The sequence below is a fragment of the Burkholderia sp. 8Y genome (genome assembly GCF_902506145.1).
Lineage (GTDB): Bacteria > Pseudomonadota > Gammaproteobacteria > Burkholderiales > Burkholderiaceae > Caballeronia.
Genome location: NZ_LR733520.1, coordinates 2,600,125 through 2,619,758, shown reverse-complemented (window position 1 = coordinate 2,619,758; position 19,634 = coordinate 2,600,125). Strand labels below are relative to the sequence as shown.

The window sequence follows — 19,634 nt, the reverse complement described above, 5'->3', positions numbered from 1 at the left end:
CTTGTGCTCGCGTTCGATTGACCAAGTTTTCCCCCGCGGTTTCGTCGCAATGTTGCCCAGAATCAAGAATGTGGTCGTGGACTGAGACGCGGGATGTCTCAGTGGGAGACTAAGCTGTTACTCGTTCCCCGTCGTCTTATTTCATTCGGCGATGAGTGAGCATGGAAGGCTCCTATCAAGGCCGTTTCTGCGGCATTTGCGACCACGAACTGGGCTGCGGCTACTTCAGCCTGTCGAAGCGCAGCCTATCCGTAACCGGCAACGAACCCGGCGTCGTCTTGGTTTCAGACGACAACCTGCTCACAGATTTCTGCGGCCAAGAGTGCGCCGACTATGCCGAGGCAGCCATCAGCTCCACCTTGACCTCTCCATATCCGACTGCCGCCAAGACTGTGCCGTGCTCGCTTTGCCTGCGACCAGTGGACCGGAAAGAGCCTCACGTCTCTGTCAGCATGACGAGGTTCGAAGACGACTCGCAGCCTTGGCCGGTCTCAGCTCGAGTCGTCGATGAACGCGAGCTAGCCGTCTACTGCTCGGGCTGTGCTGAACCACGTCGCGCATCATCGTTCGACGAGTCGGAATTAGGCGTCGCTGTATGAAGGTCTTCCTCGACGACGAGCGCGTCACGCCGGACGGTTGGACGCGTGTTCACTGGCCGCACGAAGCAATCCGACTCTTGGAGTTAGGCACAGTCGAAGAGATTAGCCTTGACCACGACCTCGGGGACGACGACTGCGGCACGGGCTATGATGTCATTCTATGGATTGAAGAGGCGGTGGCGCTTCGAGGCTTCAGGCCGCCGAAGATTTCCGTACACTCTGCGAACAGTTCGGCGCGCGCGAAAATGGAAGCAGGCGTACTTGCCATCCAACGCCTTGAACTCAAACAAAACTAATAGCCAATTCTGCATGGACCACCTCGATTTGTCGTTTGACCACCTGTTCGAAGTCAACAAGGAAGTGAGGTGGTGGCCGTGGGTCGGTCGCGACTATTCACGGTCCGCTGTTAAGACGATGATTCTGGGCGAGAGCGTATATTGTTGGGCCGAGCGCGAGAAATTCCAGAACCGATATGCGCGGACGTCCGGTCTGCGTGAAACCCACGCGAACCATGCGCTGAAGTTCCAGAGACCATCTCGCTACGTCCGCAATGTCGAGCGCGCGATATTTCAACGGCGCAATCCGAGCGACGACCAGAAGCAGCGGCTTTGGTCGACCGTTGCCTATTACAACCTCGTGCTAGATGTGATGGAGTCGGTCGACGAGCGGCCCACGCAGTCGCAATATCAGAGCGGTTGGGACGCGGCTCTGGACTTGTTTGACGTCTTGGGTGTTGAGCAATGTCTCGTCTTCGGTGTGGAGTCGGTGGGCGCGCTTCGACTGACTGCAGGCGGCCGCCAACTTCATTGCAGCGTGGCACGGCATCCGACGAAAATCGGTCGATTCTGCGCGCGCACAGGATTGGTCCATACGGCGACCGGGCGGCCCGTGCAACTCTTGTTCGTCCGGCATCCCAGCAGCTTCTTTAGCTGGCGGAAGTGGGCGCCGGTAGTCCGAGCCGGACTGCATTGGGAATTTGCCGAGGCTCAAGCACTTCCCGATGCACACATCCCAGAGGCAGTTGCGCAGACTTCGGCCGCGTAGGTCGAGCTTTGCGGGAGCGCGGCTTGTGTTGATTTGCGCCGGAAACTGACCCACTTTTTGCATCTAAAACTGACCCACCCCTGATGTGCAGAAACGTCATTTCGGTGCGTCGATTTCCTCCTCTTTTTGTCGTTTGGGTGAGCTTTTCCGGGTTGCAGCCCGCGAAGCGGGCTGCCCCGCCGTGCTGTTTTTGAAGCGCCAGGAGTCGTTGCCTGTTTGTAAGCGACTCGGCTGGGCCAGTTCCTGATTCGCGCGCGCGTGAGGCATGATGGTGCTGTCGTGGTGGAATTCGTATAGATCACGGGGGATCGTGCCCATGATCGGCAATCGTGGACACGATCCACTNCGTGTGCGACAATCGCCACCCCAACACACTACTTCTTCCCCGATTGGTTGTGCCGTCCCCAGACGACACAACATCCCCTCATGCCTGATGACCATAGCGAGTCGGTCCCACCCCTTCCCATCCCGAACAGGACCGTGAAACGACTCCACGCCGATGATAGTGCGGATTGCCCGTGTGAAAGTAGGTAATCGTCAGGCTCCTCATGCCGAAAACAAAAACCCCACCCCATAAAGGTGGGGTTTTTGCGTTGGGAGGCGCTTACTATTAGTGAGAGCCTCGATTACTTTGCTTCGTAAGAAGCGCTTGACAACAGCGTGTTGTTGCCCCATAATCGATAGTTCTCTGCGGAGGGGTGCCCGAGTGGCTAAAGGGGGCAGACTGTAAATCTGTTGGCTTACGCCTACGTTGGTTCGAATCCAACCTCCTCCACCAGAATTCAAGCGGTAAGGAAATCCAACCCTCGCGGGTGTAGCTCAATGGTAGAGCAGAAGCCTTCCAAGCTTATGACGAGGGTTCGATTCCCTTCACCCGCTCCAGTGTCGGTTTTGTAGTGCCCATGTGGCTCAGTGGTAGAGCACTCCCTTGGTAAGGGAGAGGTCGGCAGTTCGATCCTGCCCATGGGCACCAGCTGTATCAGTCTAGAAAGTTGCGCGCGGCGCAAGGTGCGAAAATCCTGTTAGGAGTCGAAAATGGCCAAAGGTAAATTCGAGCGGACCAAGCCGCACGTGAACGTGGGCACGATCGGTCACGTTGACCACGGCAAGACCACGCTGACGGCAGCGATCACGACGGTGCTGACCAAGAAGTTCGGCGGCGAAGCCAAGGCGTACGACCAGATCGACGCGGCGCCGGAAGAAAAGGCACGTGGTATCACCATCAACACCGCGCACGTCGAGTACGAAACGGCTAACCGCCACTACGCACACGTCGACTGCCCGGGCCACGCTGACTATGTGAAGAACATGATCACGGGCGCCGCGCAGATGGACGGCGCGATCCTGGTGTGCTCGGCCGCCGACGGCCCGATGCCGCAAACGCGTGAGCACATCCTGCTGGCGCGTCAGGTCGGCGTGCCGTACATCATCGTGTTCCTGAACAAGTGCGACATGGTGGACGACGCCGAGCTGCTCGAGCTCGTCGAAATGGAAGTGCGTGAGCTTCTCTCGAAGTACGACTTCCCGGGCGACGACACCCCGATCATCAAGGGTTCGGCCAAGCTCGCGCTGGAAGGCGACACGGGCGAGCTGGGCGAAGTGGCGATCATGAACCTGGCCGACGCGCTGGACACGTACATCCCGACGCCGGAGCGCGCAGTGGACGGCGCGTTCCTGATGCCGGTGGAAGACGTGTTCTCGATCTCGGGTCGCGGCACGGTGGTGACGGGTCGCGTCGAGCGTGGTGTGGTGAAGGTCGGCGAGGAAATCGAAATCGTCGGTATCAAGCCGACGGTGAAGACGACCTGCACGGGCGTGGAAATGTTCCGCAAGCTGCTCGACCAAGGTCAAGCGGGCGACAACGTCGGTATCCTGCTGCGCGGCACGAAGCGTGAAGACGTCGAGCGCGGCCAGGTGCTGGCCAAGCCGGGTTCGATCACGCCGCACACGCACTTCACCGCTGAAGTGTACGTGCTGAGCAAGGACGAAGGCGGCCGTCACACGCCGTTCTTCAACAACTACCGTCCGCAGTTCTACTTCCGTACGACGGACGTGACTGGTTCGATCGAGCTGCCGAAGGACAAGGAAATGGTGATGCCGGGCGACAACGTGTCGATCACGGTCAAGCTGATCGCCCCGATCGCCATGGAAGAAGGTCTGCGCTTCGCGATCCGCGAAGGCGGCCGTACCGTCGGCGCAGGTGTCGTTGCGAAGATTATCGAGTAAGAGCCAGAGATCTCTCGGTAGTCTGTAGTTTTCGGGGTCGGCGAAACCGTCGGCCCCAAATGGTTTAGGGGTATAGCTCAACTGGCAGAGCGTCGGTCTCCAAAACCGAAGGTTGGGGGTTCGATTCCCTCTGCCCCTGCCACATTCTCGCGCCAAGTGGCGCTGTTTAAGGTGTTATGGCGAATCCTTCAGTCGAAACTGTAAATACTTCCAGCGATAAGTTGATGTTGGTGGCTGGAGTATTGTTGGTCTTGGCCGGGTTCGTGGGTTTCTTCTTGCTCAGCGGCCAAGAGTGGTACGTGCGCGGTGCGGCGCTTGCTGTGGGCGTGGTCGCTGGTATTGCAGTCGGTCTTCTCTCTGCGCCCGGGAAGAGCTTCATCGCCTTCGCCAAAGACTCGTACAAAGAAGTTCGAAACGTCGTCTGGCCTACGCGAAAAGAGGCGACGCAGACCACGTTGGTGGTCTTCGCGTTTGTCCTCATCATGGCCATCTTCCTTTGGCTTAGCGACAAGTCAATCGAATGGGTAATTTTCTCGGCGATCCTGGGTTGGAAATGATATGAGCGATACTCCGACATCTCCGAGTGGAAAGCGTTGGTATGTGGTGCACGCCTACTCCGGCATGGAGAAGAGCGTGCAACGTGCGCTTCAGGAGCGCATCGAGCGGGCGGGAATGCAGGACCAGTTCGGTCAGATTCTTGTTCCGACCGAGGAAGTAGTGGAAGTCAAGGGTGGGCACAAGTCCGTAACCGAGCGTCGTTTCTTCCCGGGCTACGTCCTGGTCGAGATGGAAATGACGGATGAGACCTGGCACCTCGTGAAGAACACGGCGAAGGTCACGGGCTTCGTCGGCGGTGCGCGCAATCGGCCCAGCCCGATCTCTCCGCGCGAAGTCGAAAAGATCATGTCGCAGATGCAGGAAGGTGTCGAGAAGCCCCGGCCGAAGACGCTTTTCGAAGTTGGCGAGATGGTGCGGGTGAAGGAAGGTCCGTTCACCGACTTCAACGGCAACGTCGAAGAAGTGAACTACGAGAAGTCCCGCGTTCGCGTTTCAGTCACGATCTTCGGGCGGTCGACGCCGGTCGAACTCGAGTTCGGTCAAGTCGAAAAGGTTTAAGAATTCGTCACGCGAGGTCATCGGCCTCGCGCGATTCGCGCTTACGGTCCGCGTAATGGCTGTTGAGGAGCGTCAGTAGTCGTCAAGTCGAACGCGCGCTATCACTCACCGAACGCTCACGCGTTCAGCAGAGGTTTTCAAAATGGCAAAGAAAATCATCGGCTTTATCAAGCTGCAGATTCCTGCAGGTAAAGCCAATCCGTCGCCGCCGGTCGGTCCGGCGCTGGGCCAGCGCGGCCTGAACATCATGGAGTTCTGCAAGGCGTTCAACGCGCAGACTCAGGGCATGGAACCGGGTCTGCCGGTGCCGGTCGTCATTACGGCATTCGCGGACAAGAGCTTCACGTTCATCATGAAGACGCCGCCGGCTACCGTTCTGATCAAGAAGGCAGCCGCAGTGCAGAAGGGTTCGAGCAAGCCGCACACCGACAAGGTTGGCAACATCACCCGCGCTCAAGCGGAAGAAATCGCGAAGACCAAGATGCCGGACCTTACGGCAGCTGATCTGGACGCCGCCGTGCGCACCATCGCTGGTAGCGCGCGTTCGATGGGTATCACTGTGGAGGGCGTGTAAATGGCTAAGCTTTCGAAGCGCCTTCAGGCATTTGCGAACAAGGTCGATCGTCAGAAGCTGTATCCGATCGACGACGCGCTGAACCTGATCAAGGAATGCGCAAGCGCCAAGTTCGATGAGTCCATCGACGTCGCCGTTCAGCTCGGCATCGACGCGAAGAAGTCGGACCAAGTGGTTCGCGGTTCCGTCGTTCTGCCGGCGGGTACGGGTAAGTCCGTGCGCGTTGCAGTATTCGCGCAAGGCGACAAGGCCGAGCAGGCGCGCGCAGCTGGCGCAGACGTGGTCGGCATGGAAGACCTGGCTGAGCAAGTCAAGGCCGGCAATCTGAACTTCGACGTCGTGATCGCTTCGCCGGACACGATGCGCGTGGTTGGTACGCTCGGCCAGATCCTCGGCCCGCGCGGCCTGATGCCGAACCCGAAGGTCGGCACCGTGACGCCGGACGTCGCTCAGGCAGTCAAGAACGCCAAGGCCGGTCAGGTGCAGTTCCGTGTCGACAAAGCCGGTATCATCCACGGCACCATCGGCCGTGCATCGTTCGAACCCGCTTCGTTGCGCCAAAACCTGTCGGCGCTGATCGAGGCACTGAACAAGGCGAAGCCGGCGACGAGCAAGGGCGTGTACCTGCGCAAGATCGCGCTGTCGAGCACCATGGGTGTGGGCGTTCGCGTGGATCAAGCTACGCTCGCGCAGCAGTAAAAGATTTCGACGCGGTCGCGAGACCGCGTTCTCAAGGGCTTTGGGCGGTTGCGCGACGGTCGTTTAGTTGGGCAACCGGTTGTCAAAGACCGTTGGTGGCGGTGCAGCAGTTGGGCGGCGCCTTAATCCAAGCCAACGCAGATGGCGAACCCGAAACAGTTTTGCAGTGGTTGAAGTCGGTTGTCGATCGTTCTCAGATGGTCACCAATCGCTTGAAATACTCCTAACAGTCGGACGCCGTTGTCGAACGTGGTGCATGAAGGTTGGACACCTGAGTGCATCGAATCTGGAGGTTTAACCGTGCCACTGAACAAAGAAGATAAGCAGGCAGTCGTCGCTGAAGTCGCCGCGCAAGTCGCGAAGGCTCAGACGATGGTGCTCGCTGAGTATCGTGGGATCACGGTTGGCGATCTGACCAAGCTGCGCGCGAAAGCGCGTGAGCAACAGGTGTATCTGCGCGTGTTGAAGAACACGCTGGCGCGCCGCGCCGTCGAAGGTACCCCGTTCGCTCCGCTGGCTGAGCAGATGACCGGTCCTCTGATCTACGGCATCTCGGAAGATGCCATTGCTGCTGCCAAGGTCGTCAACGACTTCGGCAAGAGCAATGACAAGTTGATCATCAAGGCTGGTTCCTACGAAGGCAAGGTGATGGACAAGGCGGGCGTGCAAGCGCTGGCCAACATCCCGAGCCGCGAAGAGCTGCTCTCTAAGCTGTTGTTCGTCATGCAAGCACCTGTTTCCGGCTTTGCGCGTGCTCTGGCCGCGCTGGCAGAAAAGCAGGGCGAAGCTGCATAACGTCACGCTTGAGCCGCAGTTGCTCAGTTAGGTAAAGATCGCTAGCTCGATCCGAATTCAATTTAGGAGTATTTCAAATGGCAATCGCAAAAGAAGACATCCTGGAAGCCGTTGGCGCGATGTCGGTTCTGGAACTGAACGAGCTGGTCAAGGCGTTCGAAGAGAAGTTTGGCGTGTCGGCAGCTGCTGTTGCTGTCGCTGGTCCGGCTGCTGGCGGCGCTGCTGCTGCTGCTGAAGAGCAAACCGAATTCACGGTGAACCTGCTCGAAACCGGCGCGAACAAGGTTTCGGTCATTAAGGCCGTTCGTGAACTGACGGGTCTCGGCCTGAAGGAAGCGAAGGATCTGGTCGACGGCGCACCGAAGCCCATCAAGGAAGCGGTGCCGAAGGCTGCTGCTGAAGAAGCGAAGAAGAAGCTGGAAGACGCAGGCGCGAAAGCTGAAATCAAGTAAGTTTCATTGCGCTGTGCGAAGGCTGGCGGTTTTTCACCGCCGGCCTTTTTGTGCTTTGTGGGGACTGAGTTTTTATGCGCATCAACAAGCATAAATCGCCCCGCAGAAGCCAAAGACAACGGTCGGACCGGCAATATATTCCGGCAGTTGTCTTTGTCTTCTGAAGCGACTGCAGAAGGCAAGTTTGGTCGGGTAGCGGGAAACACAGGCATCCGCTGCCGTCAGCCAGCGGTTGGTAGCGGCCAACCACCAAGCTTCTAGATTCGCGCGTCCTCCCCGGACAGCGGCGCGGGTCTCAGTCGGTGAACACCGGGCCGTGTCGTCGAGGTATCCCGCCTCGGTAACGCCCGCCGTGATTCGGAGATCGTATGCAATATTCCTTCACCGAGAAGAAGCGTATTCGCAAGAGTTTCGCGAAGCGCCCCATCGTTCACCAAGTTCCCTTTTTGCTGGCGACCCAGCTTGAATCATTCCAGACGTTTCTGCAAGCAGAGACGTCTTCGTCGCAGCGCAAGGCGGAAGGCTTGCAAGCTGCGTTCACCTCTGTTTTTCCGATCGTTTCGCACAACGGCTTCGCGCGGCTCGAGTTCGTCAGCTACATGCTGTCGCCGCCCGCGTTCAACATCAAGGAATGCCAGCAGCGCGGCCTGACCTATTGCTCGGCCCTGCGCGCGAAGGTCCGTCTCGTGTTGCTCGACAAGGAGTCGCCGAGCAAGCCCGTCGTGAAGGAAGTAAAGGAACAGGAAGTGTATATGGGCGAAATTCCGCTCATGACGCCGACCGGTTCTTTCGTCATCAACGGCACGGAGCGCGTGATCGTGTCGCAGCTCCACCGTTCGCCGGGCGTGTTTTTCGAACACGACAAGGGCAAGACGCATAGCTCCGGCAAACTGCTGTTCTCGGCACGTATCATTCCTTACCGCGGTTCCTGGCTCGACTTCGAGTTCGACCCGAAGGACGTGCTGTACTTCCGCGTCGACCGCCGTCGCAAGATGCCGGTCACGATTTTGCTGAAGGCGATCGGCCTCACGCCGGAACAGATCCTCGCGAACTTCTTCGTGTTCGACAACTTCGCGCTGATGAGCGAAGGCGCGCAAATGGAATTCGTGCCGGAGCGTCTGCGCGGTGAAGTCGCGCGCTTCGACATCCAGGATCGCGAAGGCAACGTCATCGTCACGAAGGACAAGCGCATCAACGCGAAGCACATTCGCGACCTCGAGAACGCCAAGACAAAGTTCATCTCGGTGCCCGAGGAGTACTTGCTTGGCCGCGTGCTGGCGAAAAACGTGATCGATCCCGACACGGGCGAAGTCATCGCGAACGCAAACGAGGAAATCACGGAAACGGTCCTCGAAAAGCTGCGCGAAGCGAAGGTCAAGGAAATCCAGACGCTCTACACGAACGATCTAGACCAGGGCCCGTACATCTCGTCGACGCTGCGTATCGACGAAACCGCCGACAAGATGGCCGCGCGTATTGCGATCTATCGCATGATGCGTCCGGGCGAGCCGCCGACCGAAGAAGCGGTCGAGGCACTGTTCAACCGTCTTTTCTACAGCGAAGACGCGTACGACCTGTCGAAGGTCGGCCGCATGAAGTTCAACCGCCGCGTGGGCCGCGACGAAATCATCGGGCCGATGACGCTGCAGGACGACGACATCCTCGCGACCATCAAGATCCTCGTCGAGCTGCGTAACGGCAAGGGCGAAGTGGACGACATCGACCACTTGGGCAATCGTCGCGTGCGTTGCGTCGGCGAACTCGCGGAGAACCAGTTCCGCGCGGGTCTCGTGCGTGTCGAGCGCGCAGTGAAGGAACGCCTCGGCCAGGCCGAAAGCGAAAACCTGATGCCGCACGACCTGATCAACTCGAAGCCGATTTCGTCGGCGATTCGCGAGTTCTTCGGTTCGTCGCAGCTTTCGCAGTTCATGGACCAGACCAACCCGCTGTCGGAAATCACGCACAAGCGTCGCGTTTCCGCACTGGGACCGGGCGGTCTCACGCGTGAGCGCGCAGGCTTCGAAGTGCGCGACGTGCATCCGACGCACTACGGCCGTGTCTGCCCGATCGAAACGCCGGAAGGCCCGAACATCGGTCTGATCAACTCGCTAGCGCTCTACGCGCACCTGAACGAATACGGCTTTCTCGAAACGCCGTATCGCAAGGTCGTGGACAGCAAGGTGACGGACCAGATCGACTATCTGTCGGCGATCGAGGAAGGCCGTTACGTGATCGCGCAGGCGAACGCGGCGGTGGCCGCAGACGGCACGCTGACCGACGAACTCGTGTCGTCGCGTGAAGCCGGCGAAACGCTGATGGTCACGCCGGACCGCATTCAGTACATGGACGTGGCGCCGTCGCAGATCGTGTCGGTCGCGGCATCGCTGATTCCGTTCCTCGAGCACGACGACGCGAACCGCGCGTTGATGGGCTCGAACATGCAGCGTCAGGCCGTGCCGTGTCTGCGTCCGGAGAAGCCGGTCGTCGGTACGGGCATCGAGCGTACCGTGGCGGTCGACTCGGGCACGACGGTTCAGGCCATGCGCGGCGGTGTCGTGGATTACGTGGACGCGGGCCGTATCGTGATTCGCGTGAACGACGATGAAGCCGTCGCCGGCGATGTCGGCGTGGACATCTACAACCTGATCAAGTACACGCGTTCGAACCAGAACACGAACATCAACCAGCGTCCGATCGTGAAGATGGGCGACAAGGTCTCGCGCGACGACGTGCTGGCCGACGGCGCCTCGACGGACCTGGGCGAGCTCGCGCTCGGCCAGAACATGCTCGTCGCGTTCATGCCGTGGAACGGCTACAACTTCGAAGACTCGATCCTGATCTCGGAAAAGGTCGTCGCGGACGATCGTTACACGTCGATCCACATCGAAGAATTGAACGTGGTCGCTCGCGACACGAAGCTCGGACCGGAAGAAATCACGCGCGACATTTCGAACCTCGCGGAAGTGCAGCTTGGCCGTCTCGACGAGTCGGGCATCGTGTACATCGGCGCGGAAGTGGAAGCGGGCGACGTGCTCGTCGGCAAGGTCACGCCGAAGGGCGAAACTCAGCTGACGCCGGAAGAAAAGCTGCTGCGCGCGATTTTCGGCGAGAAGGCATCGGACGTGAAGGACACGTCGCTGCGCGTGCCCTCGGGCATGAGCGGCACGGTCATCGACGTGCAGGTGTTCACGCGCGAAGGCATCACGCGCGACAAGCGCGCGCAACAGATCATCGACGATGAACTGAAGCGTTATCGCCTGGACCTGAACGACCAGCTGCGCATCGTGGAAGGCGACGCGTTCTCGCGTCTCGCACGTATGCTGAACGGCAAGGTGGCGAACGGCGGTCCGAAGAAGCTCGCAAAGGGCACGCAGATCGATCTGGCGTATCTCGAGGACCTCGACCACTACCACTGGTTCGACATCCGCCTCGCGGACGAAGAAGCAGCGGCGCAGCTCGAAGCGATCAAGGATTCGATCGAACAGAAGCGTCATCAGTTCGACCTCGCGTTCGAAGAGAAGCGCAAGAAGCTCACGCAAGGCGACGAACTGCCGCCGGGCGTGCTGAAGATGGTCAAGGTGTATCTCGCCGTGAAGCGTCGCCTGCAGCCTGGCGACAAGATGGCGGGCCGTCACGGTAACAAGGGTGTCGTGTCGAAGATCGTGCCGATCGAAGACATGCCGTACATGGCCGATGGCCGTCCCGCAGACGTCGTGCTGAATCCGCTCGGCGTGCCGTCGCGGATGAACGTGGGTCAGATTCTCGAAGTGCATTTGGGCTGGGCCGCGAAGGGTCTCGGCTGGCGCATCGGCGAGATGATGCAGCGTCAGGCGAAGATCGAAGAACTGCGTCAGTTCCTCACGCAGATCTATAACGAGTCGGGCCGCAAGGAAGAGCTGGAAGGCTTCTCGGACGACGAAATCGTGGAACTGGCGAAGAACCTGCGCGAAGGCGTGCCGTTCGCGACGCCGGTGTTCGACGGCGCGACGGAAGACGAAATGTCGCGCGCACTGGATCTCGCGTACCCGGACGACGTGGCGCAGAACCTCGGCATGAACGCGTCGAAGAATCAGGTCACGCTGCACGACGGCCGCACGGGCGAGCCGTTCGAGCGCAAGGTCACGGTCGGCTACATGCACTATCTGAAGCTGCACCACCTGGTCGACGACAAGATGCACGCGCGTTCGACCGGTCCGTACTCGCTCGTCACGCAGCAGCCGCTGGGTGGTAAGGCGCAGTTCGGTGGCCAGCGTTTCGGTGAAATGGAAGTGTGGGCGCTCGAAGCGTATGGCGCATCGTATGTGCTGCAGGAAATGCTGACGGTCAAGTCGGACGACGTGACGGGCCGGACGAAGGTGTATGAGAACCTCGTCAAGGGCGATCACGTGATCGACGCCGGCATGCCGGAATCCTTCAACGTGTTGGTGAAGGAAATCCGCTCGCTCGGTATCGACATCGATCTCGACCGCAACTAATCGGACTACGGAGAGAAAGCAATGAAAGCTCTGCTCGATCTATTCAAGCAAGTCCAACAAGAAGAAGTTTTTGATGCGATCAAGATCGGCCTCGCGTCGCCCGACAAGATCCGTTCGTGGTCGTTCGGCGAAGTGAAGAAGCCGGAGACCATCAACTACCGCACGTTCAAGCCGGAGCGGGATGGTCTGTTTTGCGCCAAGATTTTCGGGCCGATCAAGGACTACGAGTGCCTGTGCGGCAAGTACAAGCGCCTGAAGCACCGTGGCGTGATCTGCGAGAAGTGCGGCGTCGAAGTGACGCTGGCGAAGGTGCGCCGCGAGCGCATGGGCCACATCGAACTGGCTTCGCCGGTTGCGCACATCTGGTTCCTGAAGTCGCTGCCGTCGCGTCTGGGCATGGTGCTCGACATGACGCTGCGCGACATCGAGCGCGTGCTGTACTTCGAAGCCTACGTCGTGATCGATCCGGGCATGACGCCGCTGAAAGCGCGGCAGATCATGACCGAAGAGGATTACTACAACAAGGTCGAGGAGTACGGTGACGAGTTCCGCGCCGAAATGGGCGCGGAAGGCGTGCGCGAACTGCTGCGTTCGATCAACATCGACGAGCAGGTCGAACTGCTGCGCACCGAGCTCAAGAACACGGGCTCGGAAGCGAAGATCAAGAAGTACGCGAAGCGCCTGAAGGTGCTCGAGGCGTTCCAGCGTTCGGGCATCAAGCCTGACTGGATGGTGCTCGAAGTACTGCCGGTGCTGCCGCCGGAACTGCGTCCGCTCGTGCCGCTCGACGGCGGCCGCTTCGCGACGTCGGACCTGAACGACCTGTATCGCCGCGTGATCAACCGTAACAACCGGTTGAAGCGTCTGCTCGAACTGAAGGCGCCTGAAATCATCGTCCGCAACGAAAAGCGGATGCTGCAGGAAGCCGTCGATTCGCTGCTCGACAACGGCCGCCGCGGTAAGGCCATGACCGGCGCGAACAAGCGTCCGCTGAAGTCGCTCGCTGACATGATCAAGGGCAAGGGCGGTCGCTTCCGTCAGAACTTGCTCGGTAAGCGCGTGGACTATTCGGGCCGTTCGGTGATCGTGGTCGGTCCGACGCTGAAGCTGCATCAGTGCGGCCTGCCGAAGCTGATGGCGCTCGAACTGTTCAAGCCGTTCATCTTCAACAAGCTCGAAGTGATGGGTGTCGCGACCACCATCAAGGCTGCGAAGAAGGAAGTCGAGAACCAGACGCCGGTGGTGTGGGACATCCTCGAAGAGGTGATCCGCGAGCATCCGGTCATGCTGAACCGTGCGCCGACGCTGCACCGTCTTGGCATTCAGGCTTTCGAGCCGGTGCTGATCGAAGGTAAGGCAATCCAGCTGCATCCGCTCGTTTGCGCGGCGTTCAACGCCGACTTCGACGGTGACCAGATGGCTGTTCACGTGCCGCTGTCGCTCGAAGCGCAGATGGAAGCGCGCACGCTGATGCTGGCGTCGAACAACGTCCTGTTCCCGGCCAACGGCGATCCGTCGATCGTGCCGTCGCAGGATATCGTGCTCGGCCTGTACTACGCGTCGCGTGAAGCGATCAACGGCAAGGGCGAAGGGCTGACGTTCACGGGCGTGTCGGAAGTGATCCGCGCGTACGAGAACAAGGAAGTCGAGCTGGCTTCGCGCGTCAACGTGCGTATCACCGAAATGGTGGCGAACGAAGACACGAGCGAAGGCGCGCCGAAGTTCGTGCCGAAGGTCACGCTGTACCCGACGACTGTTGGCCGCTCGATCCTGTCGGAGATTCTGCCGCCGGGCCTGCCTTTCTCGGTGCTGAACAAGCCGCTGAAGAAGAAGGAAATCTCGCGCCTGATCAACACGGCGTTCCGCAAGTGCGGTCTGCGCGAAACGGTGATCTTCGCCGACCAGCTGATGCAGATGGGCTTCCGCCTCGCGACGCGCGCCGGTATCTCGATCTGCGTGGACGACATGCTCGTGCCGCCGCAGAAAGAGACGATCGTCGGCGACGCCGCTAAGAAGGTGAAGGAGTACGACCGTCAGTACATGTCGGGTCTCGTCACCGCGCAGGAACGCTACAACAACGTGGTCGACATCTGGTCGGCAACGTCGGAAAGCGTCGGCAAGGCGATGATGGAGCAGCTCGCAACCGAGCCCGTGGTCGATCGCGACGGCAAGGAAACGAAGCAGGAGTCGTTCAACTCCATCTACATGATGGCCGACTCGGGCGCGCGGGGTTCCGCGGTGCAGATTCGTCAGCTGGCCGGTATGCGCGGCCTGATGGCGAAGCCGGACGGCTCGATCATCGAAACGCCGATTACCGCGAACTTCCGCGAAGGCCTGAACGTGCTTCAGTACTTCATCTCGACCCACGGCGCACGTAAAGGTCTGGCGGATACGGCACTGAAGACGGCGAACTCGGGTTACCTGACGCGGCGTCTCGTGGACGTGACGCAGGATCTCGTCGTGGTCGAAGACGATTGCGGTACGTCGAACGGCGTGGCGATGAAGGCGTTGGTCGAAGGCGGTGAAGTCGTCGAAGCGTTGCGTGACCGTATTCTCGGTCGCGTCGCGGTGGCAGACGTCGTCAATCCGGAAACGCAGGAAACGCTGTATGCGTCGGGCGATCTGCTCGACGAAGACGCGGTGGAAGACATCGAGCGCCTGGGCATCGACGAAGTGCGCGTGCGCACGCCGCTCACCTGCGAAACGCGCTACGGGCTGTGCGCCGCATGCTACGGCCGCGACCTCGGCCGCGGTTCGCGCGTGAACGTCGGCGAAGCAGTCGGTGTGATCGCTGCTCAGTCGATCGGTGAGCCGGGCACGCAGCTGACCATGCGTACGTTCCACATCGGTGGTGCGGCGTCGCGTGCGGCGGTTGCATCGACGGTGGAAGCGAAGAGCAACGGTACGGTGCGCTTCACGGCCACGATGCGCTACGTGACGAACGCGAAGGGCGAGCAAGTCGTGATTTCGCGTTCGGGCGAAGCAATCATCGCGGACGACTTCGGTCGCGAGCGTGAGCGCCACAAGGTTCCGTACGGCGCAACGCTGCTGCAGCTCGACGGCGCGCAGATCAAGGCCGGTGCGCAACTGGCTCAATGGGATCCGCTGACGCGTCCGATCATCACCGAGTGGGGCGGTACGGTGAAGTTCGAAAACGTCGAGGAAGGCGTGACGGTCGCCAAGCAGATCGACGACGTGACCGGTCTGTCGACGCTCGTCGTGATCGACGTGAAGCGTCGCGGTTCGCAGGCTTCCAAGACGGTGCGTCCGCAGGTGAAACTGCTCGACGCGAACGGCGAGGAAGTGAAGATTCCGAACACCGAGCATTCGGTGCAGATCGGCTTCCAGGTCGGCGCACTGATCACCGTGAAGGATGGTCAGCAAGTGCAGGTCGGTGAAGTGCTGGCGCGTATCCCGGTTGAAGCGCAGAAGACGCGTGACATTACCGGTGGTCTGCCGCGCGTGGCCGAACTGTTCGAAGCGCGCTCGCCGAAGGACGCCGGCATTCTGGCGGAAGTCACGGGCACGACGTCGTTCGGTAAGGACACGAAGGGCAAGCAGCGTCTCGTCATCACGGACCTCGAGGGCAATCAGCACGAGTTCCTGATCGCGAAGGAAAAGCAGGTGCTGGTTCACGATGGTCAGGTCGTCAACAAGGGCGAAATGATCGTGGACGGCCCGGCCGATCCGCACGACATTCTGCGTCTGCAGGGTATCGAGGCGTTGTCGCGCTACATCGTGGACGAAGTGCAGGACGTGTACCGTCTGCAAGGCGTGAAGATCAACGACAAGCACATCGAAGTGATCGTGCGTCAGATGCTGCGCCGCGTGCAGATCGTCGACAACGGCGATACGCGTTTCATTCCGGGCGAACAAGTCGAGCGGTCGGACATGCTTGACGAGAACGACCGCATGATCGCGGAAGACAAGCGTCCGGCGACGTACGAGAACGTGCTGCTCGGTATCACGAAGGCATCGCTCTCGACCGATTCGTTCATCTCGGCGGCGTCGTTCCAGGAAACGACTCGCGTGCTGACCGAAGCGGCGATCATGGGCAAGCGCGACGATCTGCGCGGTCTGAAGGAAAACGTGATCGTCGGCCGTCTGATTCCGGCCGGTACGGGTCTCGCGTTCCACAAGGCCCGCAAGACGAAGGAGTCGGCGGATCGCGAACGCTTCGACCAGATCGCTGCCGAAGAGGCATTCGATTTCGGTACGCCGGAAGCCCCGGCAACGGAGCAGCAGCCGCACACCAACGAGTAAGCGTCTTTCGCTGGTAGCATCTCGAACCGCCCGGTTTCCGCCGGGCGGTTTTTTTTCATCCCTTCTTTTCGATTCGCACCTCGGCCGAATGGCCAACGGTGCAATTCACGCGCGGGCGCCTGCGCTCGCATTGATAGAATTCGTTATCCTCCACGCCGCAGTTCGCGCTCGTTCTCTATGTCCCGTCCGCTAAAAATTCTCAACGAAGTTTTCGGCTATCCGGCCTTTCGCGGACAGCAGGCGGAAATCGTCGAACATGTCGCGAACGGCGGCGATTCACTCGTGTTGATGCCGACGGGCGGCGGAAAATCGCTGTGCTATCAGATTCCGTCGCTGGTGCGCAAAGAGGCGGGCTTCGGCGCGGGCATCGTGGTTTCGCCGCTGATCGCGCTAATGCAGGATCAGGTTGCCGCGCTGACCGAAGTCGGCGTGCGCGCCGCGTATCTCAATTCGATGCTCTCGGGCGCGGAAGCCGCCGCGACCGAGCGCGCGCTACGCAACGGCAGCATCGATCTGCTGTACGTCGCGCCGGAGCGTCTCATGACGCCGCGTTTTCTCGATCTGCTCGAAAGCGCGCCCATCGGGCTGTTCGCGATCGACGAGGCGCATTGCGTTTCGCAATGGGGCCACGACTTCCGGCCCGAATACATTCAGCTGTCGGTGCTGCACGAGCGATTCCCGAACGTGCCGCGCATCGCGCTCACCGCAACCGCCGATGCCATCACGCGCGATGAAATCGTGCATCGGCTCGCGCTCGACGACGCGCGCATCTTCGTGTCGAGCTTCGACCGGCCGAATATCCGCTATCGCATTGTCGAGAAGGACAACGCGCGGTCGCAATTGCTCGACTTCATTCGCGCCGAGCATACCAACAAGGACGGCACGACGGACGCGGGCGTGGTCTATTGCCTCTCGCGCCGCAAGGTGGAAGAAACGGCGGACTGGCTCAAGGGGCAGGGCGTTCGCGCGTTGCCGTACCACGCCGGCATGGAGTTCGAGACGCGTCAGAAGCATCAGGAGATGTTTCAGCGCGAAGAAGGCATCGTGATGTGCGCGACGATCGCCTTCGGCATGGGTATCGACAAGCCCGACGTGCGCTTCGTCGCGCACCTGGACTTGCCGAAGAGCGTCGAGGGCTATTACCAAGAGACCGGGCGCGCGGGCCGCGACGGTCTGCCCGCGAACGCATGGATGGCGTACGGCCTGGGCGATGTCGTCCAGCAACGCAAGATGATCGACGAATCCGACGCCGACGATGCACACAAGCGAGTGCAGACGGGCAAGCTGGATGCGCTCCTCGGGCTCTGCGAAGCCGCGACGTGCCGTCGTGTGCGTCTGCTCGCCTACTTCGGCGAGACGAGCACGCCGTGCGGCAACTGCGATACGTGTCTGGACCCGCCGGCATCGTGGGATGCGACGCGCGAGGCGCAGATGGCGTTGTCGTGCGTGTACCGCGCGCAGAAGGCCAGCGGCTTTCGCTTCGGCGCCGGCCATTTGATCGACATCTTGCGCGGCACGCGCAGCGAGAAAGTGTTGCAGCGCGGGCACGACAAGCTGTCCACCTTCGGCGTCGGCGCGAGCCTTTCCGAGCCGGAGTGGCGCGCGGTTTTCAGGCAACTGGTCGCGTTCGGGTTTCTCGCCGTCGACCATGACGGTTTCGGGGCGCTCGTGCTGACCGACGCGAGCAAGCCTGTGCTGAAGGGCGAGGAGCGCGTCACGCTGCGCAAATACGTGAAGCCGGTGCGCAACCGGCAGTCGTCCGGACGAACCGGCGAACGCGCCGATCCGACTGCGGGGATGTCGCCGCGCGAAAAAGCGCGATGGGATCGCTTGCGGACGTGGCGCGCGGAGACCGCGAAGACCGATGGCGTGCCGGCGTATGTCATCTTCCACGACGCGACGCTTGCCGAGATCGCACGCAGCGATCCCGATACGATCGACGACCTGCGCCACATTCCGGGCATCGGCGTGCGGAAACTGGAGCGTTTCGGCGACGAACTGCTCGACGTGGTCGGCGCGGACTGACGCCGCCTGCGCGAGCCAGCCAGAAACTCACGCAACGTATTGACCGGACTAGCATTTCCGGACTATCATGCTAGGTTCTCGTTCTTGGTCCGTTTCGGGATCCTGTCTAAGCTCAGGCCCGCAGGAACGGAAGCCACTTACGAGAAGGTCAGACGCGCGATTCCTTCGCTTTGCCCGTTCGGAATTGCGCCGATTTTGTTCATTTCTAGGATTAAACGATGCCAACCATCAATCAACTGGTTCGCAAAGGCCGCACGTCGGAAACGACGAAGAGCAAGTCGCCGGCCCTGCAGGACTGCCCGCAGCGTCGCGGCGTGTGCACCCGCGTGTACACGACGACGCCGAAAAAGCCGAACTCGGCACTTCGTAAGGTTGCGAAGGTTCGCCTGACGAACGGCTTTGAAGTCATTTCGTACATCGGTGGTGAAGGCCACAACCTGCAGGAACACTCGGTCGTGCTGATTCGCGGCGGCCGTGTGAAGGACTTGCCGGGTGTGCGTTACCACATGGTTCGCGGCTCGCTCGATACCCAGGGCGTCAAGGATCGTAAGCAGGCTCGCTCGAAGTACGGTGCGAAGCGTGCCAAGGCTGGCAAGTAATAGCCGGTTCGTGCAGTCGAAGTGGTTTCAGGTCGCCGCAAGGCGGTTAATGCGGTAGTGCCGGATGTGCCGGTGCTGTCGAGTAAGTGGTCACCCGGCCAAGCTGGTTTAGTCGAGAGATGGATCGGGTTAGTTGGTGGCCGCGGAGCGGAAATACGCTCCAACTGAAAAGGTAAAGGAAGAATCATGCCGCGTCGTCGCGAAGTCCCCAAGCGGGAAGTATTGCCGGATCCGAAGTTCGGCAACGTAGATGTAGCCAAGTTCATGAACGTGCTGATGTTGTCCGGCAAGAAGTCGGTAGCCGAACGCATCGTGTACGGCGCTTTTGAACAGATCCAGACCAAGGGTGGCAAGGACCCGCTGGAAGTGTTCACGGTCGCGCTCAACAACGTGAAGCCGGTGGTCGAAGTGAAGAGCCGTCGCGTTGGTGGTGCGAACTATCAAGTTCCGGTCGAAGTGCGTCCCTCGCGTCGTATGGCATTGGCGATGCGTTGGTTGCGTGAAGCCGCGAAGAAGCGCAGCGAAAAGTCGATGGCCCTGCGCCTGGCAGGTGAGCTCTCCGAAGCGGCCGAAGGCCGCGGCGGCGCGATGAAGAAGCGCGACGAAGTTCACCGCATGGCAGAGGCTAACAAGGCATTCTCGCATTTCCGTTTCTAAGCTCCCGCTGATAGGGCAACGGAAAAATCAGGGCGGGTGCGCTATGTTCGGCGCCTCGCCCGTTTGTGTTAGGGCGCTGCCGGCTCGTTGAACGAGTCGGCGCGTCGACC

General features: G+C 60.4%; 15 protein-coding genes, 4 tRNA genes and 1 rRNA gene. All 20 read left to right on the top strand.

Translation table 11 applies throughout. The features are described from left to right. The first annotated feature begins 161 nt into the window (after nt 1–161). The 20 genes from GV035_RS22930 to rpsG all read left to right on the top strand — a co-directional run bounded on the left by GV035_RS22930 (nt 162) and on the right by rpsG (nt 19,524). Nucleotides 162–599 (top strand): hypothetical protein, encoded by a 438-nt coding sequence (locus tag GV035_RS22930; RefSeq protein WP_159837192.1) that lies wholly within the window; start codon nt 162–164, stop codon nt 597–599. Further along, nucleotides 596–895: a cyclic-phosphate processing receiver domain-containing protein gene (locus GV035_RS22925; RefSeq protein ID WP_159837191.1), complete on the top strand. Its 300-nt coding sequence runs from the start codon at nt 596–598 to the stop codon at nt 893–895. The genes GV035_RS22930 and GV035_RS22925 overlap by 4 nt, the downstream gene beginning before the upstream one ends. A 13-nt stretch (nt 896–908) precedes the next feature. Beyond that, nucleotides 909–1,643, top strand: coding sequence for a hypothetical protein (locus GV035_RS22920; RefSeq protein ID WP_201304020.1), 735 nt, complete (start codon nt 909–911; stop codon nt 1,641–1,643). A 429-nt stretch (nt 1,644–2,072) separates the two neighbouring features. After that, nucleotides 2,073–2,186, top strand: a 5S ribosomal RNA gene (gene rrf, locus GV035_RS22910). 149 nt (nt 2,187–2,335) lie between these two features. Beyond that, a tRNA-Tyr gene (locus GV035_RS22905) sits at nt 2,336–2,421 on the top strand. A 30-nt stretch (nt 2,422–2,451) separates the two neighbouring features. Further along, nucleotides 2,452–2,525 (top strand) — tRNA-Gly (locus GV035_RS22900). A 16-nt stretch (nt 2,526–2,541) separates the two neighbouring features. Beyond that, a tRNA-Thr gene (locus tag GV035_RS22895) sits at nt 2,542–2,616 on the top strand. A gap of 62 nt (nt 2,617–2,678) precedes the next feature. After that, complete coding sequence (gene tuf, locus GV035_RS22890) at nt 2,679–3,869, top strand: elongation factor Tu (protein ID WP_090541958.1); 1,191 nt, start codon at nt 2,679–2,681, stop codon at nt 3,867–3,869. A gap of 66 nt (nt 3,870–3,935) precedes the next feature. Further along, nucleotides 3,936–4,011, top strand: a tRNA-Trp gene (locus GV035_RS22885). A 34-nt stretch (nt 4,012–4,045) separates the two neighbouring features. Continuing rightward, nucleotides 4,046–4,426: a preprotein translocase subunit SecE gene (gene secE / locus GV035_RS22880; protein WP_159837190.1), complete on the top strand. Its 381-nt coding sequence runs from the start codon at nt 4,046–4,048 to the stop codon at nt 4,424–4,426. Nucleotide 4,427: 1 nt separating this feature from the next. Beyond that, on the top strand, nt 4,428–4,985 hold the full coding sequence (gene nusG / locus GV035_RS22875; RefSeq protein ID WP_159837189.1) for a transcription termination/antitermination protein NusG: 558 nt from the start codon (nt 4,428–4,430) through the stop codon (nt 4,983–4,985). A gap of 142 nt (nt 4,986–5,127) precedes the next feature. Beyond that, on the top strand, nt 5,128–5,559 hold the full coding sequence (rplK, locus tag GV035_RS22870) for a 50S ribosomal protein L11 (protein WP_008343796.1): 432 nt from the start codon (nt 5,128–5,130) through the stop codon (nt 5,557–5,559). Further along, a complete protein-coding gene (gene rplA / locus GV035_RS22865; RefSeq protein WP_159837188.1) occupies nt 5,560–6,258 on the top strand; it encodes a 50S ribosomal protein L1 in 699 nt (232 codons plus the stop codon). A gap of 300 nt (nt 6,259–6,558) precedes the next feature. Next, a complete protein-coding gene (rplJ, locus tag GV035_RS22860; protein ID WP_159837187.1) occupies nt 6,559–7,053 on the top strand; it encodes a 50S ribosomal protein L10 in 495 nt (164 codons plus the stop codon). A gap of 77 nt (nt 7,054–7,130) precedes the next feature. Next, nucleotides 7,131–7,505 (top strand): 50S ribosomal protein L7/L12, encoded by a 375-nt coding sequence (gene rplL / locus GV035_RS22855; RefSeq protein ID WP_159837186.1) that lies wholly within the window; start codon nt 7,131–7,133, stop codon nt 7,503–7,505. 368 nt (nt 7,506–7,873) lie between these two features. Beyond that, nucleotides 7,874–11,980 (top strand): DNA-directed RNA polymerase subunit beta, encoded by a 4,107-nt coding sequence (gene rpoB / locus GV035_RS22850; protein WP_159837185.1) that lies wholly within the window; start codon nt 7,874–7,876, stop codon nt 11,978–11,980. Between the two features lie 21 nt (nt 11,981–12,001). Beyond that, complete coding sequence (gene rpoC / locus GV035_RS22845; protein ID WP_159837184.1) at nt 12,002–16,243, top strand: DNA-directed RNA polymerase subunit beta'; 4,242 nt, start codon at nt 12,002–12,004, stop codon at nt 16,241–16,243. Between the two features lie 177 nt (nt 16,244–16,420). Beyond that, entirely contained in the window at nt 16,421–18,268 is a 1,848-nt protein-coding gene (gene recQ / locus GV035_RS22840) for a DNA helicase RecQ (protein WP_159837183.1), read from the top strand. A gap of 218 nt (nt 18,269–18,486) precedes the next feature. Beyond that, nucleotides 18,487–18,867, top strand: coding sequence for a 30S ribosomal protein S12 (gene rpsL / locus GV035_RS22835; protein ID WP_006053290.1), 381 nt, complete (start codon nt 18,487–18,489; stop codon nt 18,865–18,867). Nucleotides 18,868–19,053: 186 nt separating this feature from the next. After that, complete coding sequence (gene rpsG / locus GV035_RS22830) at nt 19,054–19,524, top strand: 30S ribosomal protein S7 (RefSeq protein ID WP_006053291.1); 471 nt, start codon at nt 19,054–19,056, stop codon at nt 19,522–19,524. Nucleotides 19,525–19,634 lie beyond the last annotated feature (110 nt).

What these genes read in the sequence shown, in the direction of transcription:
- rplK (WP_008343796.1), top strand. Translation starts at nt 5,128, where the DNA reads ATGGCAAAGAAAATCATCGGCTTTATCAAGCTGCAGATTCCTGCAGGT.
- nusG (WP_159837189.1), top strand. Translation starts at nt 4,428, where the DNA reads ATGAGCGATACTCCGACATCTCCGAGTGGAAAGCGTTGGTATGTGGTG.
- GV035_RS22925 (WP_159837191.1), top strand. Translation starts at nt 596, where the DNA reads ATGAAGGTCTTCCTCGACGACGAGCGCGTCACGCCGGACGGTTGGACG.
- rplL (WP_159837186.1), top strand. Translation starts at nt 7,131, where the DNA reads ATGGCAATCGCAAAAGAAGACATCCTGGAAGCCGTTGGCGCGATGTCG.
- rpsL (WP_006053290.1), top strand. Translation starts at nt 18,487, where the DNA reads ATGCCAACCATCAATCAACTGGTTCGCAAAGGCCGCACGTCGGAAACG.
- rpoB (WP_159837185.1), top strand. Translation starts at nt 7,874, where the DNA reads ATGCAATATTCCTTCACCGAGAAGAAGCGTATTCGCAAGAGTTTCGCG.
- tuf (WP_090541958.1), top strand. Translation starts at nt 2,679, where the DNA reads ATGGCCAAAGGTAAATTCGAGCGGACCAAGCCGCACGTGAACGTGGGC.
- rpsG (WP_006053291.1), top strand. Translation starts at nt 19,054, where the DNA reads ATGCCGCGTCGTCGCGAAGTCCCCAAGCGGGAAGTATTGCCGGATCCG.
- rpoC (WP_159837184.1), top strand. Translation starts at nt 12,002, where the DNA reads ATGAAAGCTCTGCTCGATCTATTCAAGCAAGTCCAACAAGAAGAAGTT.
- rplA (WP_159837188.1), top strand. Translation starts at nt 5,560, where the DNA reads ATGGCTAAGCTTTCGAAGCGCCTTCAGGCATTTGCGAACAAGGTCGAT.
- recQ (WP_159837183.1), top strand. Translation starts at nt 16,421, where the DNA reads ATGTCCCGTCCGCTAAAAATTCTCAACGAAGTTTTCGGCTATCCGGCC.
- secE (WP_159837190.1), top strand. Translation starts at nt 4,046, where the DNA reads ATGGCGAATCCTTCAGTCGAAACTGTAAATACTTCCAGCGATAAGTTG.
- GV035_RS22930 (WP_159837192.1), top strand. Translation starts at nt 162, where the DNA reads ATGGAAGGCTCCTATCAAGGCCGTTTCTGCGGCATTTGCGACCACGAA.
- GV035_RS22920 (WP_201304020.1), top strand. Translation starts at nt 909, where the DNA reads ATGGACCACCTCGATTTGTCGTTTGACCACCTGTTCGAAGTCAACAAG.